The 26,259-nt window shown below is 61.6% G+C and carries 25 protein-coding genes; 5 read left to right on the forward strand and 20 right to left on the reverse strand.

Translation table 11 applies throughout. From position 1 onward, the window contains the following. Nucleotides 1-3: 3 nt before the first annotated feature. The 5 genes from hisC to J3349_RS10345 form a co-directional block, all read right to left on the reverse strand. Nucleotides 4-1,065, reverse strand: coding sequence for a histidinol-phosphate transaminase (gene hisC / locus J3349_RS10325; RefSeq protein ID WP_207677359.1), 1,062 nt, complete (start codon nucleotides 1,063-1,065; stop codon nucleotides 4-6). 87 nt (nucleotides 1,066-1,152) lie between these two features. After that, on the reverse strand, nucleotides 1,153-2,427 hold the full coding sequence (gene hisD, locus J3349_RS10330; RefSeq protein WP_207677360.1) for a histidinol dehydrogenase: 1,275 nt from the start codon (nucleotides 2,425-2,427) through the stop codon (nucleotides 1,153-1,155). Next, nucleotides 2,424-4,022 (reverse strand): ATP phosphoribosyltransferase, encoded by a 1,599-nt coding sequence (gene hisG, locus J3349_RS10335; protein ID WP_207677361.1) that lies wholly within the window; start codon nucleotides 4,020-4,022, stop codon nucleotides 2,424-2,426. The genes hisD and hisG overlap by 4 nt, the downstream gene beginning before the upstream one ends. Nucleotides 4,023-4,302: 280 nt before the next feature. Beyond that, entirely contained in the window at nucleotides 4,303-4,611 is a 309-nt protein-coding gene (trxA, locus tag J3349_RS10340) for a thioredoxin (protein WP_149795096.1), read from the reverse strand. A 147-nt stretch (nucleotides 4,612-4,758) separates the two neighbouring features. After that, complete coding sequence (locus J3349_RS10345) at nucleotides 4,759-6,825, reverse strand: FAD-binding protein (RefSeq protein WP_242699618.1); 2,067 nt, start codon at nucleotides 6,823-6,825, stop codon at nucleotides 4,759-4,761. A 199-nt stretch (nucleotides 6,826-7,024) separates the two neighbouring features. Here J3349_RS10345 and J3349_RS10350 point away from each other — a divergent pair, with 199 nt between their 5' ends. After that, complete coding sequence (locus J3349_RS10350) at nucleotides 7,025-7,915, forward strand: LysR family transcriptional regulator (RefSeq protein WP_207677362.1); 891 nt, start codon at nucleotides 7,025-7,027, stop codon at nucleotides 7,913-7,915. 57 nt (nucleotides 7,916-7,972) lie between these two features. Here the strand turns inward: J3349_RS10350 and J3349_RS10355 are convergent, their stop codons facing one another. Continuing rightward, nucleotides 7,973-8,920, reverse strand: a complete 948-nt coding sequence (locus tag J3349_RS10355) for a transketolase family protein (protein ID WP_207677363.1) — start codon at nucleotides 8,918-8,920, stop codon at nucleotides 7,973-7,975. A gap of 1 nt (nucleotide 8,921) precedes the next feature. Then, a complete protein-coding gene (locus J3349_RS10360; protein WP_158395802.1) occupies nucleotides 8,922-9,773 on the reverse strand; it encodes a transketolase in 852 nt (283 codons plus the stop codon). 409 nt (nucleotides 9,774-10,182) lie between these two features. Between J3349_RS10360 and J3349_RS10365 the strand changes: the two genes are divergently transcribed. Then, nucleotides 10,183-10,719 (forward strand): ECF transporter S component, encoded by a 537-nt coding sequence (locus J3349_RS10365; protein WP_207677364.1) that lies wholly within the window; start codon nucleotides 10,183-10,185, stop codon nucleotides 10,717-10,719. A gap of 55 nt (nucleotides 10,720-10,774) precedes the next feature. Here J3349_RS10365 and sstT read toward each other — a convergent pair whose 3' ends face one another. From sstT to J3349_RS10420, 11 genes are all read right to left on the reverse strand, one after another. Beyond that, nucleotides 10,775-12,022 carry a serine/threonine transporter SstT gene (gene sstT, locus J3349_RS10370; protein WP_207677403.1) on the reverse strand — a complete coding sequence of 416 codons (1,248 nt, stop codon included), beginning with the start codon at nucleotides 12,020-12,022 and terminating at the stop codon, nucleotides 10,775-10,777. Nucleotides 12,023-12,307: 285 nt separating this feature from the next. Beyond that, nucleotides 12,308-13,408, reverse strand: a complete 1,101-nt coding sequence (locus J3349_RS10375) for a dipeptide epimerase (protein ID WP_158395798.1) — start codon at nucleotides 13,406-13,408, stop codon at nucleotides 12,308-12,310. A 12-nt stretch (nucleotides 13,409-13,420) separates the two neighbouring features. Next, nucleotides 13,421-13,930, reverse strand: a complete 510-nt coding sequence (locus J3349_RS10380) for a GNAT family protein (RefSeq protein WP_207677365.1) — start codon at nucleotides 13,928-13,930, stop codon at nucleotides 13,421-13,423. 157 nt (nucleotides 13,931-14,087) lie between these two features. Beyond that, nucleotides 14,088-14,474 carry a helix-turn-helix transcriptional regulator gene (locus tag J3349_RS10385; protein WP_015566053.1) on the reverse strand — a complete coding sequence of 129 codons (387 nt, stop codon included), beginning with the start codon at nucleotides 14,472-14,474 and terminating at the stop codon, nucleotides 14,088-14,090. Between the two features lie 241 nt (nucleotides 14,475-14,715). Continuing rightward, nucleotides 14,716-15,384 carry a phosphate signaling complex protein PhoU gene (gene phoU / locus J3349_RS10390; RefSeq protein ID WP_158395793.1) on the reverse strand — a complete coding sequence of 223 codons (669 nt, stop codon included), beginning with the start codon at nucleotides 15,382-15,384 and terminating at the stop codon, nucleotides 14,716-14,718. Nucleotides 15,385-15,401: 17 nt separating this feature from the next. Continuing rightward, nucleotides 15,402-16,157 (reverse strand): phosphate ABC transporter ATP-binding protein PstB, encoded by a 756-nt coding sequence (gene pstB, locus J3349_RS10395; protein ID WP_242699619.1) that lies wholly within the window; start codon nucleotides 16,155-16,157, stop codon nucleotides 15,402-15,404. A gap of 274 nt (nucleotides 16,158-16,431) precedes the next feature. Then, complete coding sequence (gene pstA, locus J3349_RS10400) at nucleotides 16,432-17,289, reverse strand: phosphate ABC transporter permease PstA (protein ID WP_207677367.1); 858 nt, start codon at nucleotides 17,287-17,289, stop codon at nucleotides 16,432-16,434. Beyond that, nucleotides 17,279-18,175 carry a phosphate ABC transporter permease subunit PstC gene (gene pstC / locus J3349_RS10405; protein ID WP_149795062.1) on the reverse strand — a complete coding sequence of 299 codons (897 nt, stop codon included), beginning with the start codon at nucleotides 18,173-18,175 and terminating at the stop codon, nucleotides 17,279-17,281. The genes pstA and pstC overlap by 11 nt, the downstream gene beginning before the upstream one ends. A gap of 28 nt (nucleotides 18,176-18,203) precedes the next feature. Continuing rightward, nucleotides 18,204-19,088: a phosphate ABC transporter substrate-binding protein gene (locus J3349_RS10410; protein ID WP_207677404.1), complete on the reverse strand. Its 885-nt coding sequence runs from the start codon at nucleotides 19,086-19,088 to the stop codon at nucleotides 18,204-18,206. A gap of 332 nt (nucleotides 19,089-19,420) precedes the next feature. Next, the gene (locus J3349_RS10415) at nucleotides 19,421-20,023 is read right to left on the reverse strand and encodes a GNAT family N-acetyltransferase (protein ID WP_207677368.1); all 603 of its coding nucleotides are present in this window, start codon (nucleotides 20,021-20,023) and stop codon (nucleotides 19,421-19,423) included. A 100-nt stretch (nucleotides 20,024-20,123) separates the two neighbouring features. After that, entirely contained in the window at nucleotides 20,124-20,555 is a 432-nt protein-coding gene (locus J3349_RS10420) for a glucose PTS transporter subunit EIIB (protein ID WP_242699620.1), read from the reverse strand. Between the two features lie 207 nt (nucleotides 20,556-20,762). On the opposite strand from J3349_RS10420, the gene prmA reads away from it, so the two are divergent. Continuing rightward, on the forward strand, nucleotides 20,763-21,677 hold the full coding sequence (gene prmA, locus J3349_RS10425) for a 50S ribosomal protein L11 methyltransferase (protein ID WP_158395779.1): 915 nt from the start codon (nucleotides 20,763-20,765) through the stop codon (nucleotides 21,675-21,677). 189 nt (nucleotides 21,678-21,866) lie between these two features. Continuing rightward, on the forward strand, nucleotides 21,867-22,610 hold the full coding sequence (locus J3349_RS10430) for an RsmE family RNA methyltransferase (RefSeq protein ID WP_207677370.1): 744 nt from the start codon (nucleotides 21,867-21,869) through the stop codon (nucleotides 22,608-22,610). A gap of 50 nt (nucleotides 22,611-22,660) precedes the next feature. Here the strand turns inward: J3349_RS10430 and J3349_RS10435 are convergent, their stop codons facing one another. Then, nucleotides 22,661-24,271 (reverse strand): putative PEP-binding protein, encoded by a 1,611-nt coding sequence (locus J3349_RS10435; protein WP_207677371.1) that lies wholly within the window; start codon nucleotides 24,269-24,271, stop codon nucleotides 22,661-22,663. Continuing rightward, entirely contained in the window at nucleotides 24,268-25,440 is a 1,173-nt protein-coding gene (locus tag J3349_RS10440; protein WP_207677372.1) for a patatin-like phospholipase family protein, read from the reverse strand. The genes J3349_RS10435 and J3349_RS10440 overlap by 4 nt, the downstream gene beginning before the upstream one ends. Nucleotides 25,441-25,575: 135 nt before the next feature. Between J3349_RS10440 and J3349_RS10445 the strand changes: the two genes are divergently transcribed. Further along, nucleotides 25,576-26,226: an HAD family phosphatase gene (locus J3349_RS10445; RefSeq protein ID WP_207677373.1), complete on the forward strand. Its 651-nt coding sequence runs from the start codon at nucleotides 25,576-25,578 to the stop codon at nucleotides 26,224-26,226. Nucleotides 26,227-26,259: the final 33 nt, after the last annotated feature.

The following is a 26,259-nucleotide window of genomic DNA, read 5'->3' on the forward strand; positions in this document are numbered from 1 at the left end:
GGCTCAGCCCTCCAAAATTTCATCCAGCGCCCGCAGAAGGGCGGTCATGTCGTCCGGCGTGCCGATGGTGATGCGCAGCCAGTTCGAAATACGGGGTGCGTCGAAGTGGCGCACCAGCACGCCTTTTTCTTTCAGTTTCAGGTAAAGTTCGCCGCCGCTCTTTTTGTCGGTGGAAGCAAACAGGAAATTGGAGCGGCTGTCCAGCACGGCAAACCCCCGCGCTTCCAGCTGCTGCTTTGTCCAGCCCCGCGTCTCCACGATAGCGGCGCGGGTCTTGTCGAAGTAGTCCGTATCTTCCAGCGCGGCCTTGCCCGCCTTCAGGGTCAGCCGGTTGATGTTGTAGGGGTTGAGGCTGAACTTGACCCGGTTGAGGTCAGCGATGAGCTTCGCATTGCCCATAGCGAGGCCCAGCCGCGCACCGGCCAGCTGACGAGACTTCGAGAAGGTCTGGACCACCAGCAGATTTTCGTACTCGTTGATGAGCGGCACACAGCTCTCGCCGCCGAAGTCCACATAGGCCTCGTCCACGATGACCACATGGTCGGGGTTCGCCTTCAGGATCTCCTCGATGGCGCTGCGGGGCAGGGCCAGACCGGTGGGGGCGTTGGGGTTAGCGATGACGATGGTCTCGTTCAGGCCGTAATAGTCTGCCGGGTCGAGGGTGAAATCTTCTTTCAGCGGGATGATGTGGCTGGGAATGTGCATCAGCCCGCACCAGACTCCGTAGCAGCCATAGGTGATGTCTGCATAGGCCAGCGGGTGGTTCTCGTCGCAGAAGGCCCGCAGGGCGAAGAACAGGTTCTCGTCGCTGCCGTTGCCGGGCATGATCTGGTCAGGCTGTAAGTCGAAATGTGCCGCCGCTGCCCGCAGCAGCTCGGCACACGCAGGGTCGGAGTAGAGGCGGAGCTTTTCCACCTCGGCCTCGCTCACCGCCCCCACCACGGCCGGAGAGGGGAGATAAGGGCTTTCGTTGGTGTTCAGCTTAATGTACTGCTGGTCCTGCGGCTGTTCGCCCGGGGTGTAGGGAGTGACAGCTTCCAGCGTGGGAGAAAGAAAACGGCTCATGTTTGCCAGCCTCCGTTTTTATTGCAATTTGACCTCTCTGCCAAAGGCTCCCCCATTAGGGGAGCTGGCGCGAAGCGCCTGAGAGGTTTATTCATATCTTATGGTCACACTGCGGGCGTGGGCGTGCAGGCCCTCCCGCTCAGCAAAGTCGGCGATGCGGGGCGCAGCCTTTTCCAGCGCCTCCCGGGTGTAGTAGATGAAGCTGGACTTCTTGACGAAGTCGTCCACGCCCAGAGGGCTGGAGAAACGTGCCGTGCCGCTGGTGGGCAGGGTGTGGTTCGGGCCGGCGAAGTAGTCGCCCAGTGCCTCGGGGACGTTCCGACCGAGGAAGATGCTGCCTGCATTTTTGATTTCATTCAGCACGCTGAAGGGGTCGTCCACACAGACTTCCAGATGTTCGGGTGCGATGATGTTGCAGGCTTCGATGGCCTTGCGTAAATCAGAGCAGACGATGATCTTGCCGTTGTCGTCCACGCTGGCGCGGGCGATGGCGGCGCGGGGCAGCTGGGGGATCTGCACTTCCAGCTCTGCCTGAACGGCCTTGGCCAGCTCAGCGCTGTCAGTGACGAGGACGGGGCTCGCCAGCCTGTCGTGCTCGGCCTGACTCAGCAGGTCGGCGGCCACCCAGGCGGGGTCACAGCCGCCGTCGGCCAGAACCAGGATCTCGCTGGGGCCTGCTATCATGTCGATGCCCACCTTGCCAAAGACCTTCCTCTTGGCAGTGGCGACATAGATATTGCCCGGGCCGACGATCTTATCCACCGCCGGGATGCTCTGGGTGCCGTAGGCCAGCGCGGCCACGGCCTGTGCGCCGCCGGTCTTGAAGATCCTGGTCACGCCTGCGGTGGCCGCAGCGGCGAGGATGACCGGATCGATCTTACCGTCCTTACCGGCGGGAGTCGTCATGACGATCTCCGAAACGCCCGCCACCTTGGCCGGGATGACGTCCATCAGGACGGTGGAAGGATACGCCGCCGTGCCGCCCGGAACGTAGACGCCCGCCTTCTCGATGGGGGTGTATTTCTGGCCCAGCACGATGCCGGGCTTGTCGTTCATCACAAAATTTTTATGCACCTGCTGGCGGTGGAAGGCCTCGATGTTGGCGGCGGCCTCCCGCAGCGTTTCGAGGAAATAGCCGTCCATATTCGCAAAGGCTTCTTCAATTTCCTCCTGCGTCACCTGGATGTTCTCCAGCTTGGCACCGTCGAACTTGAGGGCGTATTCTTTCAGGGCCTCGTCGCCCCGGGCGCGGACATCGGCAATGATGCCGTCCACCACGTCTTCCACATTCTTCTCCGCGCGGATGTCACGGTTCAATATCTCTTCGGGCTTCAGTTCATCGAAGTTATACAGCTTTATCATTTTTTCTCCTCCTTTGCGGCAAGGGCGGCACGCAGCTTTTCGAGCATCTCGTCCATTTCGCGGTGCTTGAACTGGTAGCTGGCCTTATTGGCGATGAAGCGGGCCGAGATGGGCATGAACTCCGTCACCACCCGCAAACCGTTTTCCCGCAGAGTCGTACCCGTCTCCACAATATCCACGATGACGTCGGACAGGCCCAGGATGGGGGCCAGCTCAATGGAGCCGTTCAGCTTGATGATGTCGATGTCCCGCCCGATGGATGCATAATAGCTCTTGGCGATGTTGACGAACTTGGTTGCCACCCGCACCGGGCGGCTGGGGTCGTCTTTGTAATCTGCCGGGGCGGCGACGCACATCCGGCACTTTCCGAGGCCGGTGTCCAGCAGCTCGTAGACATCGGCAGACGCTTCCGTCAGGATGTCCTTGCCCACGATGCCCACGTCTGCCGCGCCGTGCTCGACGTAGATCGCAACGTCGCTGGGCTTGACGAGGAAGTACCGGATGCCGGCGGCGGGGTTCTCCACCACCAGTTTGCGGGTGGCGTTGTAGTCTTCGGGGCAGCCGTAGCCGATACCAGCCAGCAGGTCATAGACCTTGTCACCGAGACGACCCTTCGGCAGAGCTACGTTCAGCATGGTCTTTTCGGTTTTCTGCTGCTGTACCGGCGGGAGCGGGGCGCTCAGGCGGTCCAGCTCGTCGAGATAGACCGCAAAGCCGATGGCCCCCGCGCCCGGGGTGAACTTCTGCATCAGCAGGTCATACCGCCCGCCCTTGAGCACCGGACGGGGAAGCGACTCCAGATAGCCCTGAAACACAAGGCCGTTGTAATATTCCATCTCACCGGCCAGCGTCATGTCCAGACGGATGCTGCCGCCTGCACCAGCCAGCTCTTCGGTGATGGCTTTCAGCTCGGCAGCGGCGGCTTCCATCCGCTCGTTCCGGCAGGCGGCTTCCACACGGGGAAGCACATCCTCACAGCTGCCGCAGAGGCTCATCAGCCCCGCCAGCGCGTCGGCGCCGGCCTCATCCATCCCGGCGGCGGACGCCGCCGCTTTCAGCTCGTGGAGGTTTTTCGCTTTCAGCTTTGCCAGCAGGGCGGCGCGGGAAGCTTCCGGCACGTCCAGCGCATCCAGCAGACCGAACAGGTAGCCCATGTGGCTCACTTCCAGCACCCACGGCTGGCCCAGCTGCTCGAGGGACTGTGCCGCCAGCGACACCGCCTGCCGCACCTGTCCTTCGCCCACATCGCCCAGCATCTCAAGGCCCATCTGGCCGATTTCCTTGAAGGTGTGGCTCTCCGCCGAGGGACGGTAGACATTTTCGTGATAGTAGTAGCGCAGTGTCTCGCCCGGCGCGGGCTGCGCCGTCTTGGCAATGGAGAGGGTCACGTCAGGTTTCAGTGCCAGCAGCCGCCCGTCCAGATCGGTGAAGGTGATGACCTGCTCCGATGAAAGGAAGCTGCGGTTCTCCTGATACAGCCCGTACTCCTCGAACCGGCCCATGTGATATTTGCGGCAGCCCGCCGCCTCGTACAGCGCCCGCAGCGCGAAAGAGGCCTGTTCCTTCGGCTGTAAGCAGGAGATGTCAAATTTCATACCTTTTCCCTCACTTTTCACCGGGCGCTTGCCCGCCCCGGCCCCTGCGCCCCGCCTTTTCCCGGGCGCTTTTGTCTTATGATAAGGTTATTTTACTTTATCCAGATAAAGTTGTAAAGTGTGAAAGTGACCGTGTTTTCATTTTTATGATACGATTTTTCTGTGCGTTTGTACAGAAAGGCGAAATGATTTCACGAAAGCCCGCTTTGAGATGATGCAGGCGCAAAAAAGGAGCCGCCGCACAGCGTTTTCCGTGCAGCGGCTCCTCGCCGTTTTATTCTCAGCCCAGCAGTTCCAGCACGCCGCTCTTAGGACGTGCGCCGACGGCCTGACGAACCAGCTTACCGTTCTCGAACAGCAGCAGGGTGGGGATGCTCATGACGCCGAACTCGGCGGCCAGATCGGGCTGCTCGTCCACATTGACCTTGCCCACCTTGACGTCGGTGCGCTCCTCGGCCACCTCGTCCACGATGGGGCTCAGCATCCGGCAGGGGCCGCACCAGGCGGCCCAGAAATCGAGCAGGACGGGCTGAGCGCTCTTCAGCACCTCGGCCTCAAAGTTTTCTTTCGTGATGGTGATGACTGCCATATCGTTTCCCTCCATAAAGAGTGTTTTTTCATCTGACAGAGACAGTATACCCCAAACTCCGGCGTTTTTCCGTGAGCAAGTCACATAAAAAGCCCGGGGCAGGCATTTTCTGCTCCGGGCTCTGGAAATTATTTTGCGATTTCAGGCTCAGATGTCCTTCAGGGCGTTCTTGCCGGCGACGTAGCCGTAGTACATGGCCATGGAGTGGCTGACGCCCTTCAGGCCGATAGGGTACTCGGTGGCAAAGCGGTTGCCCTGGATGTTGCCGGCGACGTACAGGCCGGGGATGACATTGCGGTCGGCGTCGAAGGTGTGGCAGTCCTCGTCGCTCTCGAGGCCTCCGATGCAGACCAGCAGCAGAGCAGTGGTGAACTTGTCGGCGTAGAAGGGGCCGTTCTCGACTGCCCACATACGAGAAGCGGGCTTGTGGAAGTCCTCATCGTAACCGGCCTTTGCCAGCTCGTTGTAGCGCTGGATGGAGTCCAGAGCGGTCTGCTGGGCGGCAGTATCGTCCGGGTAGATCTTTGCCACCAGCTCTTCCAGCGTGTCGGCCTTCACAGCGCGGCCATCGGCCACAGCAGCTTCCAGCTGATAGGGGCTCTTGTAGTTGCGGTAGGTGGTGTTGTTCTTGGGGCCTTCGTCCTCGCTGGCGTAGTCCTCATAGTAGCAGGCACCGCCGTGGGCTGCGGGCATATAGGGCAGCTGCTCAGGCCAGTTGGAGTCGAAGATCTGCCAGCTCTCGCGGTTCTTCTGCAGCTCGATCTGGTTTTCCAGCTGCTGGCCGGGCAGGTCCTCGTTCATGAAGCGCTTGCCGTTGAGGTCGAGGTTCAGGAAGCCTGCATTGCCCATGACGCCTACGCCGGCGAGGTCGGCGCCGCCGCCCATGTGGTGGATCATCGGGGCGTGGCTCTGCTGCACCTGAGCGCCGGCCCACATACCCAGCTGGATGCCGTCGCCCTGGTTGGTGAAGTTGCCCTCCACATCCACATTGGTGAACAGGCACTGGATGTTGTTCTCAATGACCTCGGGGCAGAAGTGCTTGAGCATCTTGGTGTTCTGGGAGTAGTCGCCAGTGGAGAGGATGACGCCCTTGGAGGCGTTGCACTTGATGTACTCGCCGGTAGCGGCATCGCGGGCGTAGAGGCCCACGCAGCGGCCATTATCCATGATGAGCTTCTCGACGAAGCAGCCGTAGAAGGTCTGGACATTGCCGGTGTCGATGGCTTTCTGCATATTGGCCTCGACGGTGACGTGCTGGTCGGGCTTGAACTCAACGGAAGTGGGGTAGCAGGGGAAGCGCTCCTGCTTCCAGTCGTAGTGCTCGGGCAGCGGGTAGAAGATGGGGATGATGAAGTTGTCCGCGCTCTCGTCGGGGATAGCGCTGCGGGTGGTCTCGGCGTAGTACAGGTCGGGGTTTGCCTCCACCCACCAGTCGAAGGCGTCGCCGATGTTGTGGGCCCACTTGCTCATGATGCTGCGCTTGCAGCGGTAGGTGCTCTCCACCATGTGGGAGTCGATGATGTCGTCGATCTGCTCGCGGGTCCAGGTGTCGCGGCCCCACTTGGCCTGCACCTTGCCGTTGATGACGGCGTACTCGCCGCTGCGGCACTGGGGGCCGTCGGCCTTCTCGAAAGCAGCCACCAGACCGCCGTCCTCAGCGACGCTGCGGCAGGCGGCAACGCCTGCGATGCCGCAGCCCACGACTGCCACATCCACGTCAACGGTCTTGGCGACCTTGCTCTCGTCGATCTCCGGCTCGGTACCCAGCCAGTCCTCATCGGAGGAAGATGCAGCAGTGTCGCCGCCTGCGGTGTGGACGCCCATTGCCTGCTCGATGCAGCTTGCGGCGGCCTTCTTGACGGCGTTGGTGGTGACGGTAGCGCCGGAGATGTTGTCGATCTCGGTGCTCTGAGCAGCCATCAGGGCGTCCTTCAGGGTGGGGGCTGCCACGCCGCCGATGCTCTCGGTCTCGTTGGAGGCGTCAATGACCACGTCGGTGATGGCGGTCTCGCTGAAGGTCATGGTGACCTTCACCTCACCGATGCCGGTGGCGGTGCCGGTGTAAGTGCCGGGGGTGTAGATGGCCTCGCCGGTGGAGGCGGCAGTGCTGCTGGAAGAGCCTGCGTTGCAGGCGGCCAGTGCGCTGGCGGTAACGCCGCTCATAGCGGCAGCGGCGGCAACCTTCAGGAAGCCTTTACGAGAGATCTTTTTCATCTGGAATGCTCCTTACTCTTTCTTCTTTCGACGTTTTCAGGTAGAAAATCGTTCTTCCGAGAGATAGTATAAAATATAACGAAGTAAAAGGGAATTAAAAAATCTTAAGCATCCTGATAAAAAAGCTTTATAAGTGTCCTATTTCCTGCTATACTGAGGCCGTAAGGATGTCCCGCCGCCGGAAAGGAGTTTTTTTGTCATGAACGAGCACCAGCTTCTCTGCTTTCTCACCGTGAGCCGGACGCTGAATTTCTCCGCCGCCGCGCGGGAACTCTACTGCACCCAGCCCGCCCTGAGCTACCAGATACGCAGCCTCGAAAAGGAGCTGGACGCCGCACTGTTCCGCCGCACGACGACGCAGGTGGCCCTCACCGAGGCAGGCCGCGCCCTGCTGCCCCATGCGGAAGACCTCTACCGCGGCATCCTCAACGCCCGCACGGCGCTGAAAGGCTTCGGCACCCACCACACCCTGACCCTCCGCCTGCCGCCGGTGCTTTTGCAGCGGGACCCCATCTACCCCATCCTGATGGCGAGGCTCCACGCCGCGCTGCCGGGCTATGAGTTCAAAGTGGACACCACGCCTGTCCCCTCCAGCTACCACCACATGCTCTGCACCGAGGCAGACGCGGCGCTCTACCTTCCCTTCGGCCCGCTGCCGCCAGAGATACGCTGTGAGACCATCATCGGCAACCGGTTTTACCTCATCGCCGCGCCGGAGCACCCATTCTCCGGCCAAAGCAGCGTCGAGCTTTCTGACCTTGCCGGACAGCAGATATTTTACGAGCCCCTCTATCAGGATATGGTGGATTTCGCCCAGAAGCAGCCGGGGATGCCCTATTCCACACCGGTCTGGCGGATGGTGGAAAACTACGAGTCGGTCTACGCCGAGCTTCTGGCCGGGCGGGGGATGTTCCTCTGCCCGATGATATACCCGGCTTTCCCTGCCGGGTGGCACATCCCGCTGCATCTGTCCATCCCGGACACCCGCCTGCTGACCCTGCGGGATGACCCCCGCCCCGAGATATGCACCCTGCGCAAAGTCTTCGCCGAGGTGTACGCCGAGAGGGAAAAGCTGATAAAAGCTCTGTGAGATGCAAAAACGCCGCCGTGCAATGCACAGCGGCGTTCGTTATTTCAGAGAAAGAGCTTACTTGCCCAGCATTTCCTTTGCGGTCTTGCAGATGGTGGCAGCGTCCAGACCATACTCCTTCAGCAGGTCCCATGCGGGGCCGGAGCAGCCGAACTTGTCCTGCACGCCGACGCGGCGGACAGGGGTGGGCAGCTTCTCGCTGAGCAGGGAGCAGACAGCCTCGCCCAGACCGCCGATGACGTTGTGCTCCTCGGCGGTGACGATCTTGCCGCACTCCCTGGCAGCCTTGAGGATGATGTCCTCATCCAGAGGCTTGATGGTGTGGATGTTGATGACGCGGGCGTGGATGCCCTCGGCGGCCAGGGTCTCGGCGGCCTTGCGGGCCTCGTTGACCATCAGGCCGGTGGCCACGATGGCGATGTCATTGCCCTCGGTGAGCTGCTCGCCCTTGCCGATCTCGAAGTGATAGTTGGCCTCGTCGTGGAACACGGGAACAGCCAGACGGCCAAAGCGGAGGTAGACAGGACCCTGCATCTCATAGGCGGCGCGGACAGCAGCGCGTGCTTCCACGTCGTCGGCGGGGCAGATGATGGTCATGCCGGGCAGGCTGCGCATGAGGGCGAAGTCCTCGCAGCACTGGTGAGAAGCGCCGTCCTCACCGACGGAGATACCGCCGTGGGTAGCGCCGATCTTCACGTTCAGGTGGGGGTAGGCCACGGAGTTCCGGATCTGCTCAAAGGCACGGCCCGCAGCGAACATCGCAAAGCTGGACACAAAGGGAACATAGCCCATGGTGGACAGGCCGGCGGCGACGCCCATCATGTTGGCCTCGGCGATGCCGCAGTCGAAGTGGCGGTCCGGGTAAGCCTTGCGGAACATACCGGTCTTGGTAGCGGCAGCGAGGTCGGCGTCCAGGACCACCAGGTCGTCGTGGCCCTCAGCGGCCAGTGCTTTCAGAGTATTGCCGTAGCTCTCGCGGGTAGCGATCATTTTTACATCTGCCATCTTACTTGTCCTCCTGTTCCAGCGCGGCGTAGGCTGCGTTCAGCTCCTGCATGGCCACAGCGTACTCCTCGTCGTTGGGGCCTTTGCCGTGCCAATCCACAGAGTTGGTCATAAAGGAGACGCCCGTACCCTTGACGGTGTCCAGAATGATGCAGGTGGGCTTGTCGTTCTCGGCGTGGAACGCCTTGATGGCAGACTCGATCTGGTCGTAGTCGTGGCCGTTGATGGTCAGGACGTTGAAGTTGAACGCCTTGAGCTTTTCTTCCAGCGGGGCGCTGTTCATGACCGTCTCGGTGGTGCCGTCGATCTGGAGGTGGTTGCGGTCCAGCATGACGCAGAGGTTGGAGAGTTTATAGTGGGCGGCAAACATGAAAGCCTCCCAGCACTCGCCCTCTTCCACCTCACCGTCACCGAGGATGGTGTAGACATTGATGGGCTTGCCGCTGTGCTTTGCGCCCAGAGCCATGCCGCAGGCGGCAGACACGCCCTGACCCAGACTGCCGGTGGACATATCCACGCCCGGAGTCTCATTCATGTTGGGGTGGCCCTGCAGGTAGCTGCCGATCTTGCGCAGGGTCTTGAGGTCTTCCACCGGGAAGAACCCGCGCTCGGCCAGCGTAGCGTAAAGTGCCGGAGCTGCATGGCCCTTGGACAGCACGAAGCGGTCGCGGTCCGGTTTTTTCGGCTCCTTGGGGTCGATATTCATATCCACGAAGTAGAGGTAAGACAGCACCTCGGCGATGTCCAGACTGCCGCCCGGATGGCCGCACTTGGCGCTGTGAGTTCCCTCGATCACGCCCATGCGGATGTGACAGGCGTGCTTGGCAAGGGTAAGCTTTTCTGCATTTGTCATGATGGTCCTCCCGTATGAACCTCAGAAGTTGCAAGTATACAGCCGCGCAAGGCACAGCTCCCGCCGCCCCATTGCGCTATAATTCAAGTTTATATTATCTATTCTGTGCAAAAAGGTCAAGCTTCTTTCAGCAAAATGTACACAGGCGGTCAAAAACTGCTCCAAACGCTTTCTTTTTTGGTCAATTTGCAGCCTGTCCGGGGGCTGTCTTGACAAATCCTGCGGCACTCTGCTATAATTTTCACGATTTCCGGCAGGAAGCCGGGCCTGCGGGCCGAAGCCCGCCTTACACTATTTTCAGCCGCCGCATTTTTGAAACAGACGCCATGAAGGGGTCTGCCGTTGGCTTGCAAGCCGACTGGCAGGCCCCTTTTTTGTTTTTCTGCGGCGCAGTCACAGGAGGAAACAGATGAAAACCAAAAACTCTTCTCCGGCCCGCAATGTCGTGCTGGCCGCACTCTTTCTGGCGCTGGCCTTCGTGCTGCCCATGGTGACGGGGCATCTGCCGCAGGTAGGCAATATGCTCTGCCCGATGCATTTCCCCATCCTGCTCTGCGGCTTCGTGCTGGGCGGGCCGTGGGGTCTGGCGGTGGGCTTTGCGGCCCCGCTGCTCCGCTCGGTGCTCTTCGGGATGCCCCCGATGTTCCCCATCGCCATTTCGATGGCTTTTGAGCTGGCAGCTTACGGTGCTGTGTCCGGCTGGCTCTACCGCCGGGTGAAGCACACCCTGCCCATGACCTACGCCACCCTCGCGGCGGCCATGGTGGCTGGCCGCCTCGTCTGGGGCGCGGTCCGCTTCGTGCTGGCGGGCCTGTCCGGCTCGAGCTTCCCGTTCTCGGCCTTCCTGTCCGGTGCGCTCTTCACCGCTGTGCCGGGCATCATCGCACAGCTGGTGCTCATCCCCCTCATCGTCACCGCTCTGCAGAAAGCAAAGCTCATGGACTGAGCTTATACAGAAAAATGGCTGGGGCCTCGCGGCCCCAGCCATTTTGTTTTGCATATTACTTGCGGAGGAAAGCCGGCAGGAGCTTGCCCTGCTTGAGCCACTGATGATACTCGGCGGTCGCGGCGAACTCCACGTCGCCGGCGGAGTTCAGCGCAGTCTCCACAGAGTCCTGGATCACGCCGATGATGAAGCCGACACCGACCATCTGCATGGCCACATCGTTGGAGATGCCAAACAGGGAGCAGGCCATGGGGATGAGCAGCAGAGAGCCGCCGGCCACGCCGGAAGCGCCGCAGGCACCCAGAGCGGACATGGCGCTCAGGACGATAGCAGCAGGCAGGGTCACGGGGATGCCCAGCGTGTTGGCCGCAGCCAGCGTCATGATGGTGATGGTGATAGCCGCACCATCCATATTGATGGTAGCGCCCAGAGGGATGGAAACGGAATACATATCCTTATCGAGGCCCAGCTTCTCGCACAGGGCCATGTTGACGGGGATGTTGGCCGCAGAGCTGCGGGTGAAGAAAGCGGTCAGGCCGGACTCCTTCAGGCAGCGGAACACCAGCGGATACGGGTTGCAGCGCAGATAGATGAACATGATAAAGGGCGAAACGATGAACGCCATGAAGAGCATGGTACCCACCAGCAGAGCCAGCAGCTTGCCGTACTGGGTAAAGATGGCCAGACCGTTACCGGCCACGTTGGTGTACACCAGACCCATGATGCCGAAGGGAGCCAGATTGATGATCCAGCGCACCACCTGCGACACAGCGTCGGCGGTATCGGCAAGGAACTTCTTGGTGGTGTCAGAGCCGATGTTCTTCATGGCAAGGCCGAACATGCAGGCCCAGAACAGGATGCCGATGTAGTTGCCGCTCATCAGAGAGCTGACAGGGTTGGCGACGAAGTTGGTGAGCAGGGTGCTCAGCACCTCGCCCAGACCCTGCGGCACCACGTCCGACTGGGCAGCGTCTGCCAGAACGACCGACACAGGGAACATGAAGCTGGTGATCGAAGCGATCGCAGCCGCAAGGAAGGTGGTGAGCATGTACAGCCAGATGACCGTACCGAAGCGGCGGTCCAGCTTGGAGCTGCCCTGTGCCAGCGCGCTCGTCACGATGACGAACACCAGCACCGGAGCGATGCCCTTCAGTGCGCCGACGAACAGGTTGCCCAGCTCGCCGACCCAGCCTGCACCCGGCACCGCAAGCGCCAGCACCGCGCCGATGACCAGACCGACGACGATGCGAAGGATGAGGCTGACCTCATTGTACTTCTTCGCAATGGCTTTTGCACCATTCATCATATAAAACACTCCTCTGTATTTGTGCGTCCTCGACGCACACTTTTCCTGTCTCTTACCCAAAGACAGTTGTTATTATAGCACACACGGAAGAAAAGTCAAAGGTTTTCAGTGAATTTTTCGGGCTGTTTCGGCAGATTTTTCGTTTTCGGCCTTCCTCCGCGCCGCCTTATATGTGCGCCACAGGAATACACAGCTAAAATATTTCACCGCTTAGGGCAGAAAAATCCCCCGGCAGAGTTTGTCTGCCAGGGGTAGTCATTCTTATTTATTTTTTCTGATTTTTCAGTCGTCCAGATAGGTCACTTTGCCGGGGACGAAACCCTGGATACCCATGCCGGGTGCATCCGAGACTGTGATATTCTTCTCGTCGAAGACCGCGCCGCCGAGGATGTGGTCCTCGCTGCAGAGCACCGGGCCGTCCAGGTCCACTTTAGTGATGATCTTCTTGGCGCAGGCCAGCTCCACGGCTGCGTTGACCGAGATCTTGGCTTCCAGCATACAGCCGATCATGCACTCCACGCCGTAGACCTCTGCCGCCGAGGCAATGCGGAGGGCGTTGGTGATGCCGCCGCACTTCATCAGCTTGATGTTCACAAAGTCGGCTGCGCCGGTCTGCATGATGCGCAGGGCGTCCGCCGGGCTGAACACGCTCTCATCGGCCAGTACCGGCACGCTGGCGTGGCGGGTGACGTACTGCATCCCCTCGAGGTCAGCCGCAGGCACAGGCTGCTCGACGAACTCGATGTCCAGGCCCTTCTCCTGCATCTGGTCGAGGATGCGGACAGCCTGCTTTGCATTCCACGCCTGATTGGCGTCGATGCGGAGCTTGACGTCCTTGCCCACGGCCTCGCGGACGGCGGCCAGACGGGCCACGTCCAGCTCCGGGTCGATGCCCACCTTGACCTTCAGGCAGTCATAACCGCGCTGGATGGCGGTGCGGGCGTCCCGGGCCATCTCCTCGGGCGGGTTGACGCTGATGGTGATGTCCGTCACGATATTGCTGCGCGCGCCGCCCAGCATCCGGTAAACCGGGGCGCTGTACTTCTGGCCCAGCAGGTCCCACAGGGCCATATCCACAGCAGCCTTGGCGCTGGTGTTGTGGACGAGGGCCTTCTGCACGGCGGCGGTCAGATCCTCGAACTCGTCGAGGTCGCGGCCCAGGATGGCCGGGGCGATGTGGTCGCGGATGGCGCCGATGATGGCACCGGTGGTGTCGCCGGTGATGACGCCGGTGGGAGGTGCCTCACCGTAGCCCACCGCGCCGGTGTCGGTGTGCAGCTCAACGATGACGTCCTCCACGCTGCTCACGGTGCGCAGCGCTGTCTTGAAGGGGACGCGGAGCGGGGTCGAGATACGGCCCAGCTTTACCTGTGTGATCTTCATGCCAGTCCCTCCTTATTCTTCCTGCATGTGTACGGTGGCCGACAGCTTCTGATAGGCGACGCGGGGCGTGCCGTCTTCCACATGGATGATGCCGCAGCGGACAAAACCGTTCTTCTCGAGAAGATGCTGCATGATCTTGTTGTCGGCGTGGGTGTCGGCCCGCAGGCTCTCACAGTGCTCGAGGCACCATGCGATGACCTCAGACGCCACGCCCCTGCGGTCACCCGCCGAGGCCAGCCGGTGGATGGTGCCGTAAGGCACCTCATCGTTGAGCCACTGGCCGTCTTCGATTTTCGCGTAGGTGGGGTCCGGCCCGAGGATGAAGGCAAACACCGCCTCGAGACGGCCGTTCACCGTATAGACGAACAGCCGGTTGGAGTCGATGTCTTCTTCCAGCATCTCCTGCGGCGGATAGCTGTCGCCCCACTGGGTCGGGTTGCCCGAATCCGCCATTGCTTTCCGGGCATGGGCATAGATCTCTAAAATTTGCTCCAGATCAGAGCGCCGTGCTCCACGAAACATTCCGTTTCCACCTTCTCTTTCCGTGCGCCGCAGCGCACTCCCGCATTTTTGCAGGTCTGGCTTTTATTGTAACACACTCTGCATCGTTTTTCCATCTTAAGACATCAAAAGACGTCCCGCAGACACGGGACGTCTTTTTTCGCAGTGTGCTCAAAGGTCAGGCCGGTGTGCGGGTGCGGGCCGCGCGGCTCTGACGGTACTCACGGGGGCTCTGGCCGTACCGCTCGTGGAACAGGCGGTAGAAATAGCTGGTGTTCTCGTAGCCTACGTAGGTGATGATCTGCTGGATGTTCCAGTCGCTGCGGCGCAGCAGGCGGGCGGCAGTCTCCATCCGGTGCTTCTGGAGCAATTCCTTATAAGTACGGCCTGTCTGCGCCCGGACGCACTCGCTGACATAGGCCAGAGAGACGCCGTAACTGCGGGCCACATTGGAGAGGCTGGCCTCACGGTAATTCTTGGTGATCTCATCCAAAGCCGCCTGCACCAGCTCTTCGCGGCTGACGGCCGCGCCGTAAGCTTCCAGCGGGAATTTCTTGATGCTCATAGGTATCCTCCGTTGCGGCGCAGCCGGGGACATGGGGGGATGTCGGAGCCGGGCCGCGCTCAGGTCTCATAAGCGTCCCTCTGTTGGGAGGCTTCTGCTTATAATACGGCGCATCCGGGCCGGAAATTGCATAAGACAAGAAAAAACTCCAAAATTTTTCAGACGGGGTTTCGACAAAGCAAAAGCTGCCACCCACATGGGGCAGCAGCTTTTCAGGAAAAGAAAAAGAGGAAAACAGAACTCAGAACATCTTCTCGTGGTGATACCGGCCCGTGCGCAGGAACTCCACCCACTCGGCGATGTTCACGGCGTGGTCGCCGATGCGCTCGAGGTACTTGATGACCATCAGCACATCCAGCGCGGCGTCCACTTTGCCGGGGTCGGCGGCGATCTCCGCCGCCAGCATCCGCTTGATGGTGTTGAAGTCGTAGTCCACGGCGTCGTCGGCGTCGATGACGGCTTTTGCCGCCGCCTCATCTTCTGCCGCAAAGGCGCTCATGGCGTCCTGCAGCATCTTGTGGGCTTTACGGCCCATCTCAATGCTCCTGCTCACGGCGGGGTCGCCCGCCTTGCGGACGCCGGCCAGATGGGGGACGATCTCCGCGATGTCGGCGGCATGGTCACCGATGCGCTCCACGTCTGTCACCACTTTCATGGCAGCAGAGATAAAGCGCAGATCACTTGCCACCGGCTGCTGACGCAGCAGCAGGGTCATGCAGCGGTGCTCGATGTCCCGCTCCATCCGGTTGACCTCGGTGTCGCCCTTGATGATGCCCTTTGCTTCCTCGGCGTCCGCCGTGCAGAGGGCTTCCAGCGCATCTTCCACCGCGTCGGCAGAGAGCTGGCTCATCTTGGCCAGCGATCCCTTCAGGGCCGCGAGGTCGGCTTCGTACTGTGTGCGTGTGCTCATATCGCAAACCCTCCTTTTTAACCGAAGCGGCCCGAGATATAGTCCTCGGTGCGCTTATCCTTCGGGGTGCTAAAAATCTCGCTCGTGGGGCCGCACTCCACCAGCTCACCCAGCAGGAAGAAGGCCGTGCGGTCGCTGATACGGGCCGCCTGCTGCATGTTGTGGGTGACGATGACGACGGTGTAGTTCTTTTTCAGCTCGCTCATCAGCTCTTCCACCTTCATGGTGGAGCCGGGGTCGAGGGCGCTGGTGGGTTCGTCCATCAGCAGGACTTCGGGCTTGACAGCCAGAGCCCGGGCGATGCACAGGCGCTGCTGCTGGCCGCCGGAGAGGCCCAGCGCGCTCTTTTTCAGGCGGTCTTTCACCTCGTCCCAGAGGGCAGCGCCCCGCAGGGAGCTTTCCACCAGCTCATCCAGCTCCGCCTTATTGCGGACGCCGTGGAGCTTGGGACCATAAGTAATATTGTCGTAGATGCTCATGGGGAAGGGGTTCGCCTTCTGGAAGACCATGCCCACGCGGCGGCGCAGGTCGGTCAGCTGCATCTCCTTTGAGAAAATATCCTCGCCCCGGAGGCGGACGTCGCCCTCGATGCGGACGTTCGGCACAAGGTCGTTCATCCGGTTCAGGGTCTTGAGAAAGGTGGATTTGCCGCAGCCCGAGGGGCCGATGAGGGCAGTGATCTCCCGTTCGCCCACGTCCAGCGAGATGCCCTTGAGGGCCTTGAAGTCGCCGTACCAGAGGTTCAGGTCATGGGCCGTAATAATTGATGCCATACAGACTCCTTTATTGGTTGACTGCTCCTTCATCCAACCTCTCAGTCGGGCTTGCGCCCGCCAGCTCCCCTTGTAGGGAAGCCTCTGGCGAAGAGGCTGACTTTTCCGATATGCCAAGGCCTCCCCTCGATAGGAGCAACAACGACGACCGCCGCCAGTGGCGGAAACAGGGAGTCGCTGTTGGGGCCGCGGCCAGCAAGACGCAAGCAAAGCGCTGCGGATGCTGGGTGCCGCAACCCGGGCAGTGGCATCGCGTCAGCGATGACGGAGAGGTTTACTGTTTCTGTTTGAGTTTTGTTTTTGCCAGACGGGCTGCAAGGTCGATGAGAAGCACCAGAACCAGCAGCACTGCGCCGATGCCCCAGGCGGAGGCGAAGTCGCCGTCCTCGAAGGCCCGCAGATAGAGCAGGACGGAGAGGGTCGCGCCGTTGGATGTGTAAGCCTTGGCGATGCTGCCTGCAATAACTTCCGCCGCACCGGCGGTGAAGAGCAGGGCCGCACTCTCACCCACGATACGGCCCACGGCCAGGATGCAGCCGGTGACGATGCCGTCGATGCTGCAGGGCAGCACGATGGTGCGGATGATGTGCCACTTGCCTGCGCCGAGGCCCAAAGCGCCCTCCCGGTAGCCCTGCGGCACCGTTTTGAGGGACTCCTGCGTGGTACGGATGATGGTGGGCAGGTTCATGACCACCAGCGTCAGGCTGCCGGAGAGCAGGCAGGTCTTGAAGCCCATTGTCTGGGCGAAGACCAGCATACCCACGAGGCCGTAGATGATGCTGGGGATGCCCGCCAGCGTCTCATTCGTGAACTCGATGACCTCAATGAGCTTCCGGTTGGAGGCGTACTCTGTGAGGTAAACTGCCGCACCCACGCCCAGCGGAAGGACGATGAGCAGGGTGAGCAGGATGACATATAACGTGTTGAGGATAGCGGGCAGGATGCCGTCCGTGCCTTTGAGGACGCTGGCGGTGGTGGAAAGGAATTCCCAGCTGACGTGGGGGATGCCCCGCACCAGCACCAGCCCGATGACACCCACCGTGAGGGCGATGACCAGCACTGCCGCCGCCCAGACCACAGCGGTCATGATGACGTTCCATGCGCGGCGGGAGGGGGAGAAGTCACTTTTCATCCTTGTTTCCTCCCTTCAGCACAGCGTTGAGCAGCACATTGATGACCATGATGAAGACGAACAGCACCAGCGCGATGCTGAACAGCGCCTGCTTCTGCAGGCCGCTGGCGTAGCTCATCTCCTTGGCGATGGCCGTGGTCAGGAAGGTGACGCTGCGGAAGAGGCTGTCCGGCATATTGGGGCTGTTGCCTGCCACCATCATGACGGCCATTGCCTCGCCGATGGCGCGGCCAATGCCCAGAACGATACCGGCTGCAATGCCGCTCCTGGCCGCCGGGATGCTGATCTTGAACCACGTTTCCGTATCGGTCGCACCCAGTGCCAGACTGCCCTGCTCATACTCGGGCGGCACGGCGTTGAGGGCCGTCACCGACACCGACACGATGCTGGGCAGTATCATGATGGACAGCACCACGATGGCCGACAGCAGGCAGGCGCCCGACGCCTTGCCAAACACCTTCGCCACCGCAGGCACCAGCACCTGCATACCCAGCAGACCGAACACCACGCTGGGGATGCCGCTCAGCAGCTCCACCGCCGTGACGACCACATTGCGCACGCCGGGAGCTGCCGCTTTCGAGAGGAACACTGCTGTCAGCAGGCCCACCGGCACGCCGATGAGGGACGCGCCCAGGGTGCCATAAATACTCGAAAGCACGAAGGGCAGGATGCCGTACTTCGGCTCGGACGCCGTGGAAGCCCACTCGGTGCCGAAGAGGAATTTCAGCGGGCCGATCTTTCCGATAGCGGGCAGGCCCGACAGGAACATATAGATGGTAATGACAGCCACGCAGCCCACAGCAAGGATGCCGCAGAGGAAGAAGATGGCGTTCATGACAGCTTCCAGCCATTGGGCCGGGGTGCGGGGCAGCTCGAATTTTTTCATAAAAACACCTGAGGGATCCCTCACAAAGTTACTCGTTCACCGGTACAGCGCCTGCGGTGCGGATGAGGTCGGCAGCGTCGGTGCTGGTAGCAAAGTCGAAGAACGCCTGAGCCTGAGCGGAGAGGGTGACGGAGTCGTTGGTGACGAACACGAAGGGACGCTGCACCTCATAGCTGCCGTCCTTGACGGTCTCCTCGCTGCACTCCACGCCACCGACGGTCACAGCCTTGACGGTGTCGCCGATGGCAGACAGAGAAGCGTAACCAATGGCCAGAGGATTGGCCTCCACAGCGCTGATGACAGCGCCGGTAGCCGTCAGCTCCTGCGCGTACTTGCAGGAATCCTTGACGTCCACGATGCTCTCGAAGCCATCGCGGGTGCCGGAGCCAGCCTCGCGGCCCACCAGAACGATCTCGCCGTCGCCGCCGCCGACCTCGGACCAGTTGGTGATCTCGCCGGTGAACATCTGCTTGAGCTGGTCAACGGTCAGGTCCTCGACCTTGCTGTCCTTGTTGACGATGATGGCGATGCCGTCCAGAGCTACGATCGTGCCGGTGACGCCGGTCTCGTCAGCCTTCAGGGCGCGGGAAGAAAGACCGATGTCCAGAGTCTTATCGGTAGCGCCGGTGATGCCTGCGCCGGAACCGGTGGGGTCATAGCTGATGGTGACATCCGGCTCGATCTCAGCGAAGCCCTCGGTCAGGGCGGCGATGACGTTCTTCATAGAGGTGGAACCGCCGGTGGCGACATTGCCGGACAGCGCAGCCGTAGAAGAAGCGGAAGCTGCGGTGCTGGATGCGGCGGCAGAAGAGGCAGCAGTGGAAGAAGCTGCACCGCCGCAGGCGGTCAGGGCAGCAGCAGCGGCAGCAGCGCCGCAGATGGACAGGAACGAACGACGAGTGATCTTTTTCATCATAATATCTCCTTCAACTGGGCCGGCCCTTTTGTTCTGGCCGGGCTGTTTTCCTTTTCCTTGTTGTGTCTCTCTTGGGACGCCTTTATTGTAGCGCACCGCCCATCCAGCTGCGACCATGGCAGCGCAAAATGCAGGTAAAGCTTTGTGTGGTGTTTTTGCGCTGCTGTCATCCTCTGGTAAAGTCGGTGTGGAAAATAGGACACTCGATTTTACATTTCCGGTCAAACTGTCAAAAATCTGCACGTTCGTTTGTGCATCCCGCCCGCTGATGGGTGCAAAAAAGGCTGCTTCACAGAACGTAAAGCAGCCTTTCAGACCCTATGATCGAATCAGAATTTCTCTTCCGTGCCGTCCGGGCGGTAGAGCTGGACATATCTGCGCCACTTGTCCGCGCCCATCACCCGGCTGTAGCAGTCGGCCAGCTCTTTGTTGGCCGTCTCCGCCTCCAGTGTCTCCCCCTCGGCAGGCAGGACCAGCACCCGGAACCATGCGTCGAAAAGATGCTCCGTCCAGCCGGTGTCAACGGCCCCGCAGCGGGCATAAAAGCCCAGACGCCGGACGGCCATGGCCTCGTCGTCAGCCTTCTCGGGACACTCGGCCTCGATGAGGATGGCCTTTGCGCCCTCCTCGTGGGCGGGCAGAGCGGCCAGCAGACGTGCGCCAATGCCGGTGCTGCGGTAGGCGGGCAGGACGGAGAAATAGTCCAGCTGGCTCACTTCACAGCCCATAGGCCGCACCATCAGCAGATAGGACACCAGCGTCTCCCCCTCGAACACGCCCCAGGTGTGGGCCATACCGGCGGCTTCACTGTTCAGTATCATGCTCAGGGGTTTCAGCTCGCTGGACGGGAAGTCGCGGCGCATCTCGTCCAGATACACCCGCGTCAACTCGTCGGCGGTGAATTTCTTCCACGTAAAGGTCTGGGGCTTCATATCAAAATTCCTTTCCGATAAAAATACCGCCGGGCCGGGCGCAGCGGCCCGTTCCCGGCGGTGCTCGAGAAGCTGTTTTCGTGAGAAAACGGCTTCTTAGTTACAGCTGCTTGCGCAGGGCATCGTACACGGCCTGCACATCGCCCTTGATGACCACCTGACAGGCGTTCTTGGCCGGGCGGATGACGCCCTCTGCGCCTGCGGCCTTGGCAGCGGCCTCGTCCACGGAGGCGTAGCTGTGTACCTCAAAGCGGAGGCGGGTGGCGCAGTAGTCCACCTTGATGATATTATTCTTGCCGCCGAGGGCTTTCAGGATGCCGGAGGCCAGTGCCTCGCTCTCGGCAGAGCTCATGCTGGGCGTTTCGGCCCCGCCGTTCTTATGGTTGTGATAATACTTGCGTCCAAAGTAGAAGCAGGCCATGGCTACCATGGCGAGAACGATCTTGAACGGCAGCGTGATCGGAAGGAATGTGACGATGAGCGCGATGACGATAGCAGCGATCCAGCTGTAAATATCCATTCCCAAAAACATACGATAATTCCTCCTTTGGGGAACGATGCGGCGGGCGCTTCCGGCAGGAAGCCGCCCGGACCCAGTCCGGGTACAACACCATATTAACATACTGCCAGGAAAAAAGAAAGCCTTTTCGGGTATCTTTCGGCCCGAGAGCTTGCATCCCGGGCCGGAATCGGGTACTATAAAGACAGTATATCCCCAATACACGGAAGGAGCATCCTTATGGAATGGACTGATATTCGCCTGACCGTATCCAAAGCCGACGCCGAGGCCGCTGAGGCCGTGGCCACCATGATCGCGGAGGGCGGCATTTATATCGAAGACTACAGCGACATCGAGGAACAGGTGGAGCAGATCGCCCACGTGGACCTCATCGAGCAGGAGCTGCTGGACAAGCCCCGGGACACCGTCATCATCCACATGTACCTCGAGCCGGGCGCTTCGCCGGTGGAGACGCTGGCCCTCATCGCGGCCCGGATGGAGGCCGCAGGCATCCCCTACACCTCCGAGACCGAGGGCGTGGAGCAGGAGGACTGGCAGAACGGCTGGCGCAAGTATTACCACCCGATGGACGTGGGCCAGCGCCTCGCCATCGTGCCGTCCTGGCAGGACTACGACACCGACCGCGTCAAGCTCATCCTCGACCCGGGCCTTGCTTTCGGCACCGGCGGCCATGAGACCACCAACCTCTGCCTCGAAGTGCTGGACGAGCGGGTCAAGGGCGGCGAGCGGGTGCTGGACATCGGCACCGGCAGCGGCATCCTCGCCATCGCAGCCCTCAAGCTGGGCGCAGCCGTGGCTGAGGGCGTGGACATCGACCCCGTGGCCGTCCGCACCGCCGGCGAGAACGCCGCCCTCAACGGCGTGGCCGACAAGCTGACCGTCCTCGTGGGCGATCTGTCCGACAAGGCCAGCGGCAAGTACGACATCATCACGGCCAACATCGTGGCCAACGCCATCATGTCGCTGGCCCCCGCCGTCCCCGGCCTGATGGCCGACGACGCCGTCTTCATCGCCAGCGGCATCATCGACAGCCGGAAGGATGAGGTCATCGCCGCGCTGGAAGCCGCCGGCCTCGCCGTGCTGGAAGTGAAGGAGAAGCGCGGCTGGGAGTGCATCGTCTGCAAGAAGGCATAAGGCCAACCTCTCAGTCAGTGCTTCGCACTGCCATTGCCGGGTTGCGGCTCCCAGCATTCGCTTCGTGCTTGAAAAGCACTTGCGCCTTGCTGGCCGCGGCCCCAACAACGACTCCCTGCTTCCGCCACTGGCGGCAGTCGTCGTTATTGCCCCTGTGAGGGGAGCCTAAGATGTAAAGGATCAAAAAATATGCCGCACCGTTATTTTACCACTGAAATTTCCGACGGCACCGCCGTGCTGCGAGGGGCCGACGCCCACCATCTCTCCCGCGTGATGCGGGGCAAACTGGGGGACACCGTCATCCTCTGCGACGGCAGCGCCGTCGAGTATACTGCCACCATCACCGGTTTCGGCGATGAGACGGTGGAGTTCAGCGTGGAGCCGGGCTACCCCAGTGCCGCAGAGCCCACCGTAGACGTCACCCTGCTGGTGGGCTACCCCAAGCAGGACAAGCTGGAGCAGGTCATCCGCCACGGCGTCGAGCTGGGCTGTGACCACTTCATCCCATTTTTCAGCCGCTACTGCGTGGCCGCGCCCAAGAAGGAAGAGCAGAAAAACGAGCGCTACAACCGCATCGCCTTTGAAGCCGCCAAGCAGTGCGGCCGGGGCATCCTGCCGGATGTGGCCCTTCCGCTGCCCAACTTCGGGGCCGTCTGCCGCAGCCTCGACCAGTATGACCTCGTGCTCTTCTGCTACGAGTGCGGCGGCGCACCCCTGCGCCAGCTTCTGGCTGAGGCCACGCCCGCCGATGGCGAAAAGCTGAAGATCGCCATCATCACCGGCGCAGAGGGCGGTTTCGCCGCCGAGGAAGCTGAGATGGCCGCAAAAGCCGGCGCAAAGACCGTCGGCCTCGGCCCCCGCATCCTCCGCTGTGAGACGGCCCCGCTGGCCGTTGTCTCTGCCGTCATGACCCTGACGGGGAATCTTGAATAAGTTCTGACATCAGAAACGGCGTCCCGCCGAGGTGGGACGCCGTTTCTCATTTATTCTGCATCTGCATCCCGCAGGGCCTTTTTGATGGTCAACAGGTTCTGCGGGCTCATGGAGAAGCTGCGCAGGCCGAGGTGGAGATACTGGGTCGCGTTGACGGCATTGCCGACGGCGAGGCCGCAGATGGTGACGGGGATGTCCGCTTTCCTGGCGGCGTCCACCACCATGGCGATGAGCTTTTTCATGGCCGGGCTGGCGGGACGGTAGTAGTGCTCGGCAATGGCCAGTTCCCGGCTCACCGCGTGGGTGTACTGGGTCAAATCGTTGGTGCCGATGACGAAGAACCGGCAGCCGTGAGCCGTGAAGTCCTCTGCCGTCAGGCAGGCGGCGGGTACGCTGAGCATGACGCCGAAGGGGACATCCGGCTCGAACTCCACGCCCCGCTCGGTGAGCTTGCGGCGGCAGTGGTCTACCACCTGCATGGCGGAATCCCAGTCCTCGATGTCTGTCACCATGGGGAACATGACCCGCAGCGGGCCTTTTGTGGCGGCACGCATGAGGGCGCAGATCTGTACTGCCATCTGGGGCAGATTGCGCAGACTGCTGCGGATGCCCCGCAGGCCCAGCTTGGAGGACTGGACGCCCTGATAGGCGTCGGCCATGGTGCGGTCAGCACCGAAGTCGAAGGTGCGCACCGTCACCGTCCTGCCCCTGGCGGCGGCGAGACAGGAGGTGTAGAACAGATACTGCTCCTGCTCGTCCATGGCGTGGCCGGGCATCATCATGTAGCTGCTGCGCAGCAGGCCCACGCCGGACGCGCCGGACTCCATCGCGGTCCCCACGTCCTCGGGGCCGAAGCAGTTGGCCAGAAGTTCGAATTCTTCGCCGTCCCGGGTGCGGTTGGGCAGCTCAAGCTGGGCGTTCAGCTCCTCGTTCTGGCGCTGCATCTCGCAGATGCAGGTGATGGCTCTCTGCCGGGCGGCGGCATCCGGGTCAAGGATGCACTCACCCTCGGTGGCGTTCAGGATGACCTCGCGGCCGTCGCAGTCTTTCAGGAAATCTTCGCCCACCTGGGTGATGCCCGGGATGTTCAGCGAGCGGGCGATGATGGCCGCATGGCTCTGGCCGCTGCCCTCGGCGGTGATGAGGCCGAGGATGCGGCCCGCCGGGACGCTGAACAGATCGGTGGGCATGAGCAGGTCAGACGCAAGGATGACCGGGTGGTCGAGGGCCAGCCAGCTGCGGAGCCGGTGGCAGAGGATGTTGGTGATGCGCTGGGTCACGTCGAGGATGTCCACGCTCCGCAGCTGCATGTAGGTGTTGTCCTTCATGGCGGCCAGCTGGGCGGCGTAGCGGCGGCCCACACGGTCCATCGCCTCGGCGGCACCAACGCCGGCTTTTATCTGGAAAGCCACCTCATTCATGAAGCCCTCGTCTTCCAGCATCATGCTCTGGAACAGGAAGATGGCCTGCTCCGAGGGCGCGGCGCGGCCGGCCATCTCGTCCAGCTCCTGCTGAGCGACCTTGATGGCGTCTTCCAGCGCCTGCTTTTCCTGTTCGGGGTGGAAAGGCCCCTCGCCGAACACCAGCGGCGGGCGGTCCAGCCGGCTGACCTGACCCAGCACGAGGCCGGGCGATGCGGTAAAGCCCTTATATACCTTCATGTTTCCATCTCCTCCGGCGGCACTCTGCCGGTCAGCGCCCGGCAGACCAGTGCCTGCAAAAAGGTGTTGGGCAGCAGAGCGGCCCGTGCGGCCTGCGCCGGACCTGCTTCACCCTCGAACAGCGGCTCGAAGCTCCTGAGGCGCTCGAAGTCGCATTTTGCAAGGAAAGCTTCTCCCAAAGTACGGGTGGTGTAGTAGGGGGCGGGGTCTACGCCCACGTCCTCAGCCGCGGCTTCCAGCGGGGCAAGCTCTGCATCCGAGAGTTTTGCCAGCAGGAGAGCAGCGTCTGCCGTCAGGGTGGAGGGGTGCTTTTCCCGCACGTCCTTCTGGACGGCCTCGAAGGCCGCATGAAATGCGGCAGCATCCGCGCTGCTCTCAGCCCCGCTGTCCACAGCGTAGGCGCAGCCCCGCAGCCGCCCGAAGGCCCGCAATGTATCGTGGTAGCCCAGCTCGATGTTCCGCCGGGCGGTGGCGGGGTCGAAGTGGAGGATGTCGCCCAGCTCCCAGTAGCTTCGGATGAGGGTGGTGGGCAGGCCGGTGCGGTTGGGGCGGGTGATGCCCACACCCTCCAGGTCTACACAGACCAGCTCTTCTGCGCCCATCTTCTGGGCCAGCGCGGTGGGCATATTGTCCCGGTAGCCGCCGTCGAGGTAAGACACCCCGTCGATGGTGTGGGCCCGCAGGGCGGGGAAGCAGGCTGCAGAGGCCAGCAGGTAGTCTTTCACCTTGCCCTCGGGGATGTCTTCCAGCGGAAGCTCCCGGGCCTTGAGGGTCTTCTGCTCCACGGTCACAAGGCCCAGCCGGATGGGGCTTTTGCGGAGTTTATCTTCGTCCAGCACCCGCTCGACGATCTCTTCCAGCGGAGTGACGTCCATGCCGCCCTGAGTCACAGCGTCTTTGAGGAATGCGTGCAGCTCGGAAAGCGGCGCATCCTCGGCGGGCAGCTCCATCACATCCTGGCTGCGGATGGTCAGCCACATGTCCCGGGCCGTCTCGTAGAGGTCGAGGGCGAACATGGCGCCGTTCAGGCTGCCGACGCTGGTACCCGTAATGATCTGGGGCCGCCAGCCCAGCTCGATCAGCGCCCGCCAGACGCCCACCTGATAGCTGCCGCGGGCGCCCCCGCCCGCCAGCACCAGCGCCTTTACGGGGGTGTTGTTCTGCGCCATGTTTTCTGCCTCCTTTGATGTGTTCCGGTTTTGCCTAGATTATAGCATATTTCCCGGGAGATTTCTCTCTGTTTTTGTAACAAAAAATGTGCTATAATAAATTCACTTTGCCAGAACGATTCAGGAGGACGACAGATGCACCGCAAGCAATGGATTTTCGACATGGACGGCACCCTCACCGACAGCATGACTGTGGTGTGGCAGGGCGCACCGCTGGAGCTGCTGCGCCGCTATGGCCGCACCGCAAGACCCGGCATCCACGATGTTCTTCTGAGCATGGGGATGGTGGAGGGCGCGGAATATCTCATCCGCACCTACGATCTGCCCCTGACCCTCCGGAATTACGAGCCTGCCATGCGGCAGGTCATCCGGGACCTGTACAAAAAAGTTGAGCTGAAGCCCGGCGTCCGGGAGATGCTGGCCCGGCTGAAAGCCGAGGGCGTGCGGATGTGCATCTGCTCCAACACCTGGGCAGAGCAGTGCGAAGAGGTGCTCACCCGGCTGGGCGTCGCAGACTATTTCGAGTTCTTCTACACCGCACAGGGCGCGAAGAGCAAGGCCCACCCCGAGGTGTTCCACGAAGTCCTCGAGCGGCTGGGCGGCAGCGAACCCGCCGACGCCGTTGTCTGCGAGGACGCTGTCTACGCCACCCGTACGGCCAGGCAGTGCGGCTTTTACCTCATCGACATCGAGGACGAGACCAGCGCTGCCGATAAGCCCGAATTGCAGTGCCTTGCCGACCAGTACATAACGGATTGGACGCAGCTGGACTGGACAAAATTATAAAGCAATGGGGAGGCTCTTCCGGGCCTCCCCATT

Origin of the sequence: Faecalibacterium sp. Marseille-P9590, assembly GCF_017377665.1 — a bacterium.
Lineage (GTDB): Bacteria > Bacillota > Clostridia > Oscillospirales > Ruminococcaceae > Faecalibacterium.

Excerpts from the sequence above, each read along its gene's own strand:
- J3349_RS10420 (WP_242699620.1), bottom strand. The coding sequence starts at position 20,555 with ATGTTTTTGGGAATGGATATTTACAGCTGGATCGCTGCTATCGTCATC.
- J3349_RS10380 (WP_207677365.1), bottom strand. The coding sequence starts at position 13,930 with ATGTTTCGTGGAGCACGGCGCTCTGATCTGGAGCAAATTTTAGAGATC.
- J3349_RS10440 (WP_207677372.1), bottom strand. The coding sequence starts at position 25,440 with ATGGCGCAGAACAACACCCCCGTAAAGGCGCTGGTGCTGGCGGGCGGG.
- J3349_RS10415 (WP_207677368.1), bottom strand. The coding sequence starts at position 20,023 with ATGAAGCCCCAGACCTTTACGTGGAAGAAATTCACCGCCGACGAGTTG.
- J3349_RS10360 (WP_158395802.1), bottom strand. The coding sequence starts at position 9,773 with ATGACAAATGCAGAAAAGCTTACCCTTGCCAAGCACGCCTGTCACATC.
- J3349_RS10435 (WP_207677371.1), bottom strand. The coding sequence starts at position 24,271 with ATGAAGGTATATAAGGGCTTTACCGCATCGCCCGGCCTCGTGCTGGGT.
- J3349_RS10445 (WP_207677373.1), top strand. The coding sequence starts at position 25,576 with ATGCACCGCAAGCAATGGATTTTCGACATGGACGGCACCCTCACCGAC.
- J3349_RS10385 (WP_015566053.1), bottom strand. The coding sequence starts at position 14,474 with ATGAGCATCAAGAAATTCCCGCTGGAAGCTTACGGCGCGGCCGTCAGC.
- J3349_RS10410 (WP_207677404.1), bottom strand. The coding sequence starts at position 19,088 with ATGAAAAAGATCACTCGTCGTTCGTTCCTGTCCATCTGCGGCGCTGCT.
- phoU (WP_158395793.1), bottom strand. The coding sequence starts at position 15,384 with ATGAGCACACGCACACAGTACGAAGCCGACCTCGCGGCCCTGAAGGGA.
- pstA (WP_207677367.1), bottom strand. The coding sequence starts at position 17,289 with ATGAAAAGTGACTTCTCCCCCTCCCGCCGCGCATGGAACGTCATCATG.
- trxA (WP_149795096.1), bottom strand. The coding sequence starts at position 4,611 with ATGGCAGTCATCACCATCACGAAAGAAAACTTTGAGGCCGAGGTGCTG.
- sstT (WP_207677403.1), bottom strand. The coding sequence starts at position 12,022 with ATGAATGGTGCAAAAGCCATTGCGAAGAAGTACAATGAGGTCAGCCTC.
- J3349_RS10355 (WP_207677363.1), bottom strand. The coding sequence starts at position 8,920 with ATGGCAGATGTAAAAATGATCGCTACCCGCGAGAGCTACGGCAATACT.
- J3349_RS10430 (WP_207677370.1), top strand. The coding sequence starts at position 21,867 with ATGCCGCACCGTTATTTTACCACTGAAATTTCCGACGGCACCGCCGTG.
- hisG (WP_207677361.1), bottom strand. The coding sequence starts at position 4,022 with ATGAAATTTGACATCTCCTGCTTACAGCCGAAGGAACAGGCCTCTTTC.
- J3349_RS10345 (WP_242699618.1), bottom strand. The coding sequence starts at position 6,825 with ATGAAAAAGATCTCTCGTAAAGGCTTCCTGAAGGTTGCCGCCGCTGCC.
- hisD (WP_207677360.1), bottom strand. The coding sequence starts at position 2,427 with ATGATAAAGCTGTATAACTTCGATGAACTGAAGCCCGAAGAGATATTG.
- J3349_RS10350 (WP_207677362.1), top strand. The coding sequence starts at position 7,025 with ATGAACGAGCACCAGCTTCTCTGCTTTCTCACCGTGAGCCGGACGCTG.
- prmA (WP_158395779.1), top strand. The coding sequence starts at position 20,763 with ATGGAATGGACTGATATTCGCCTGACCGTATCCAAAGCCGACGCCGAG.
- pstC (WP_149795062.1), bottom strand. The coding sequence starts at position 18,175 with ATGAAAAAATTCGAGCTGCCCCGCACCCCGGCCCAATGGCTGGAAGCT.
- hisC (WP_207677359.1), bottom strand. The coding sequence starts at position 1,065 with ATGAGCCGTTTTCTTTCTCCCACGCTGGAAGCTGTCACTCCCTACACC.
- pstB (WP_242699619.1), bottom strand. The coding sequence starts at position 16,157 with ATGGCATCAATTATTACGGCCCATGACCTGAACCTCTGGTACGGCGAC.
- J3349_RS10365 (WP_207677364.1), top strand. The coding sequence starts at position 10,183 with ATGAAAACCAAAAACTCTTCTCCGGCCCGCAATGTCGTGCTGGCCGCA.
- J3349_RS10375 (WP_158395798.1), bottom strand. The coding sequence starts at position 13,408 with ATGAAGATCACACAGGTAAAGCTGGGCCGTATCTCGACCCCGCTCCGC.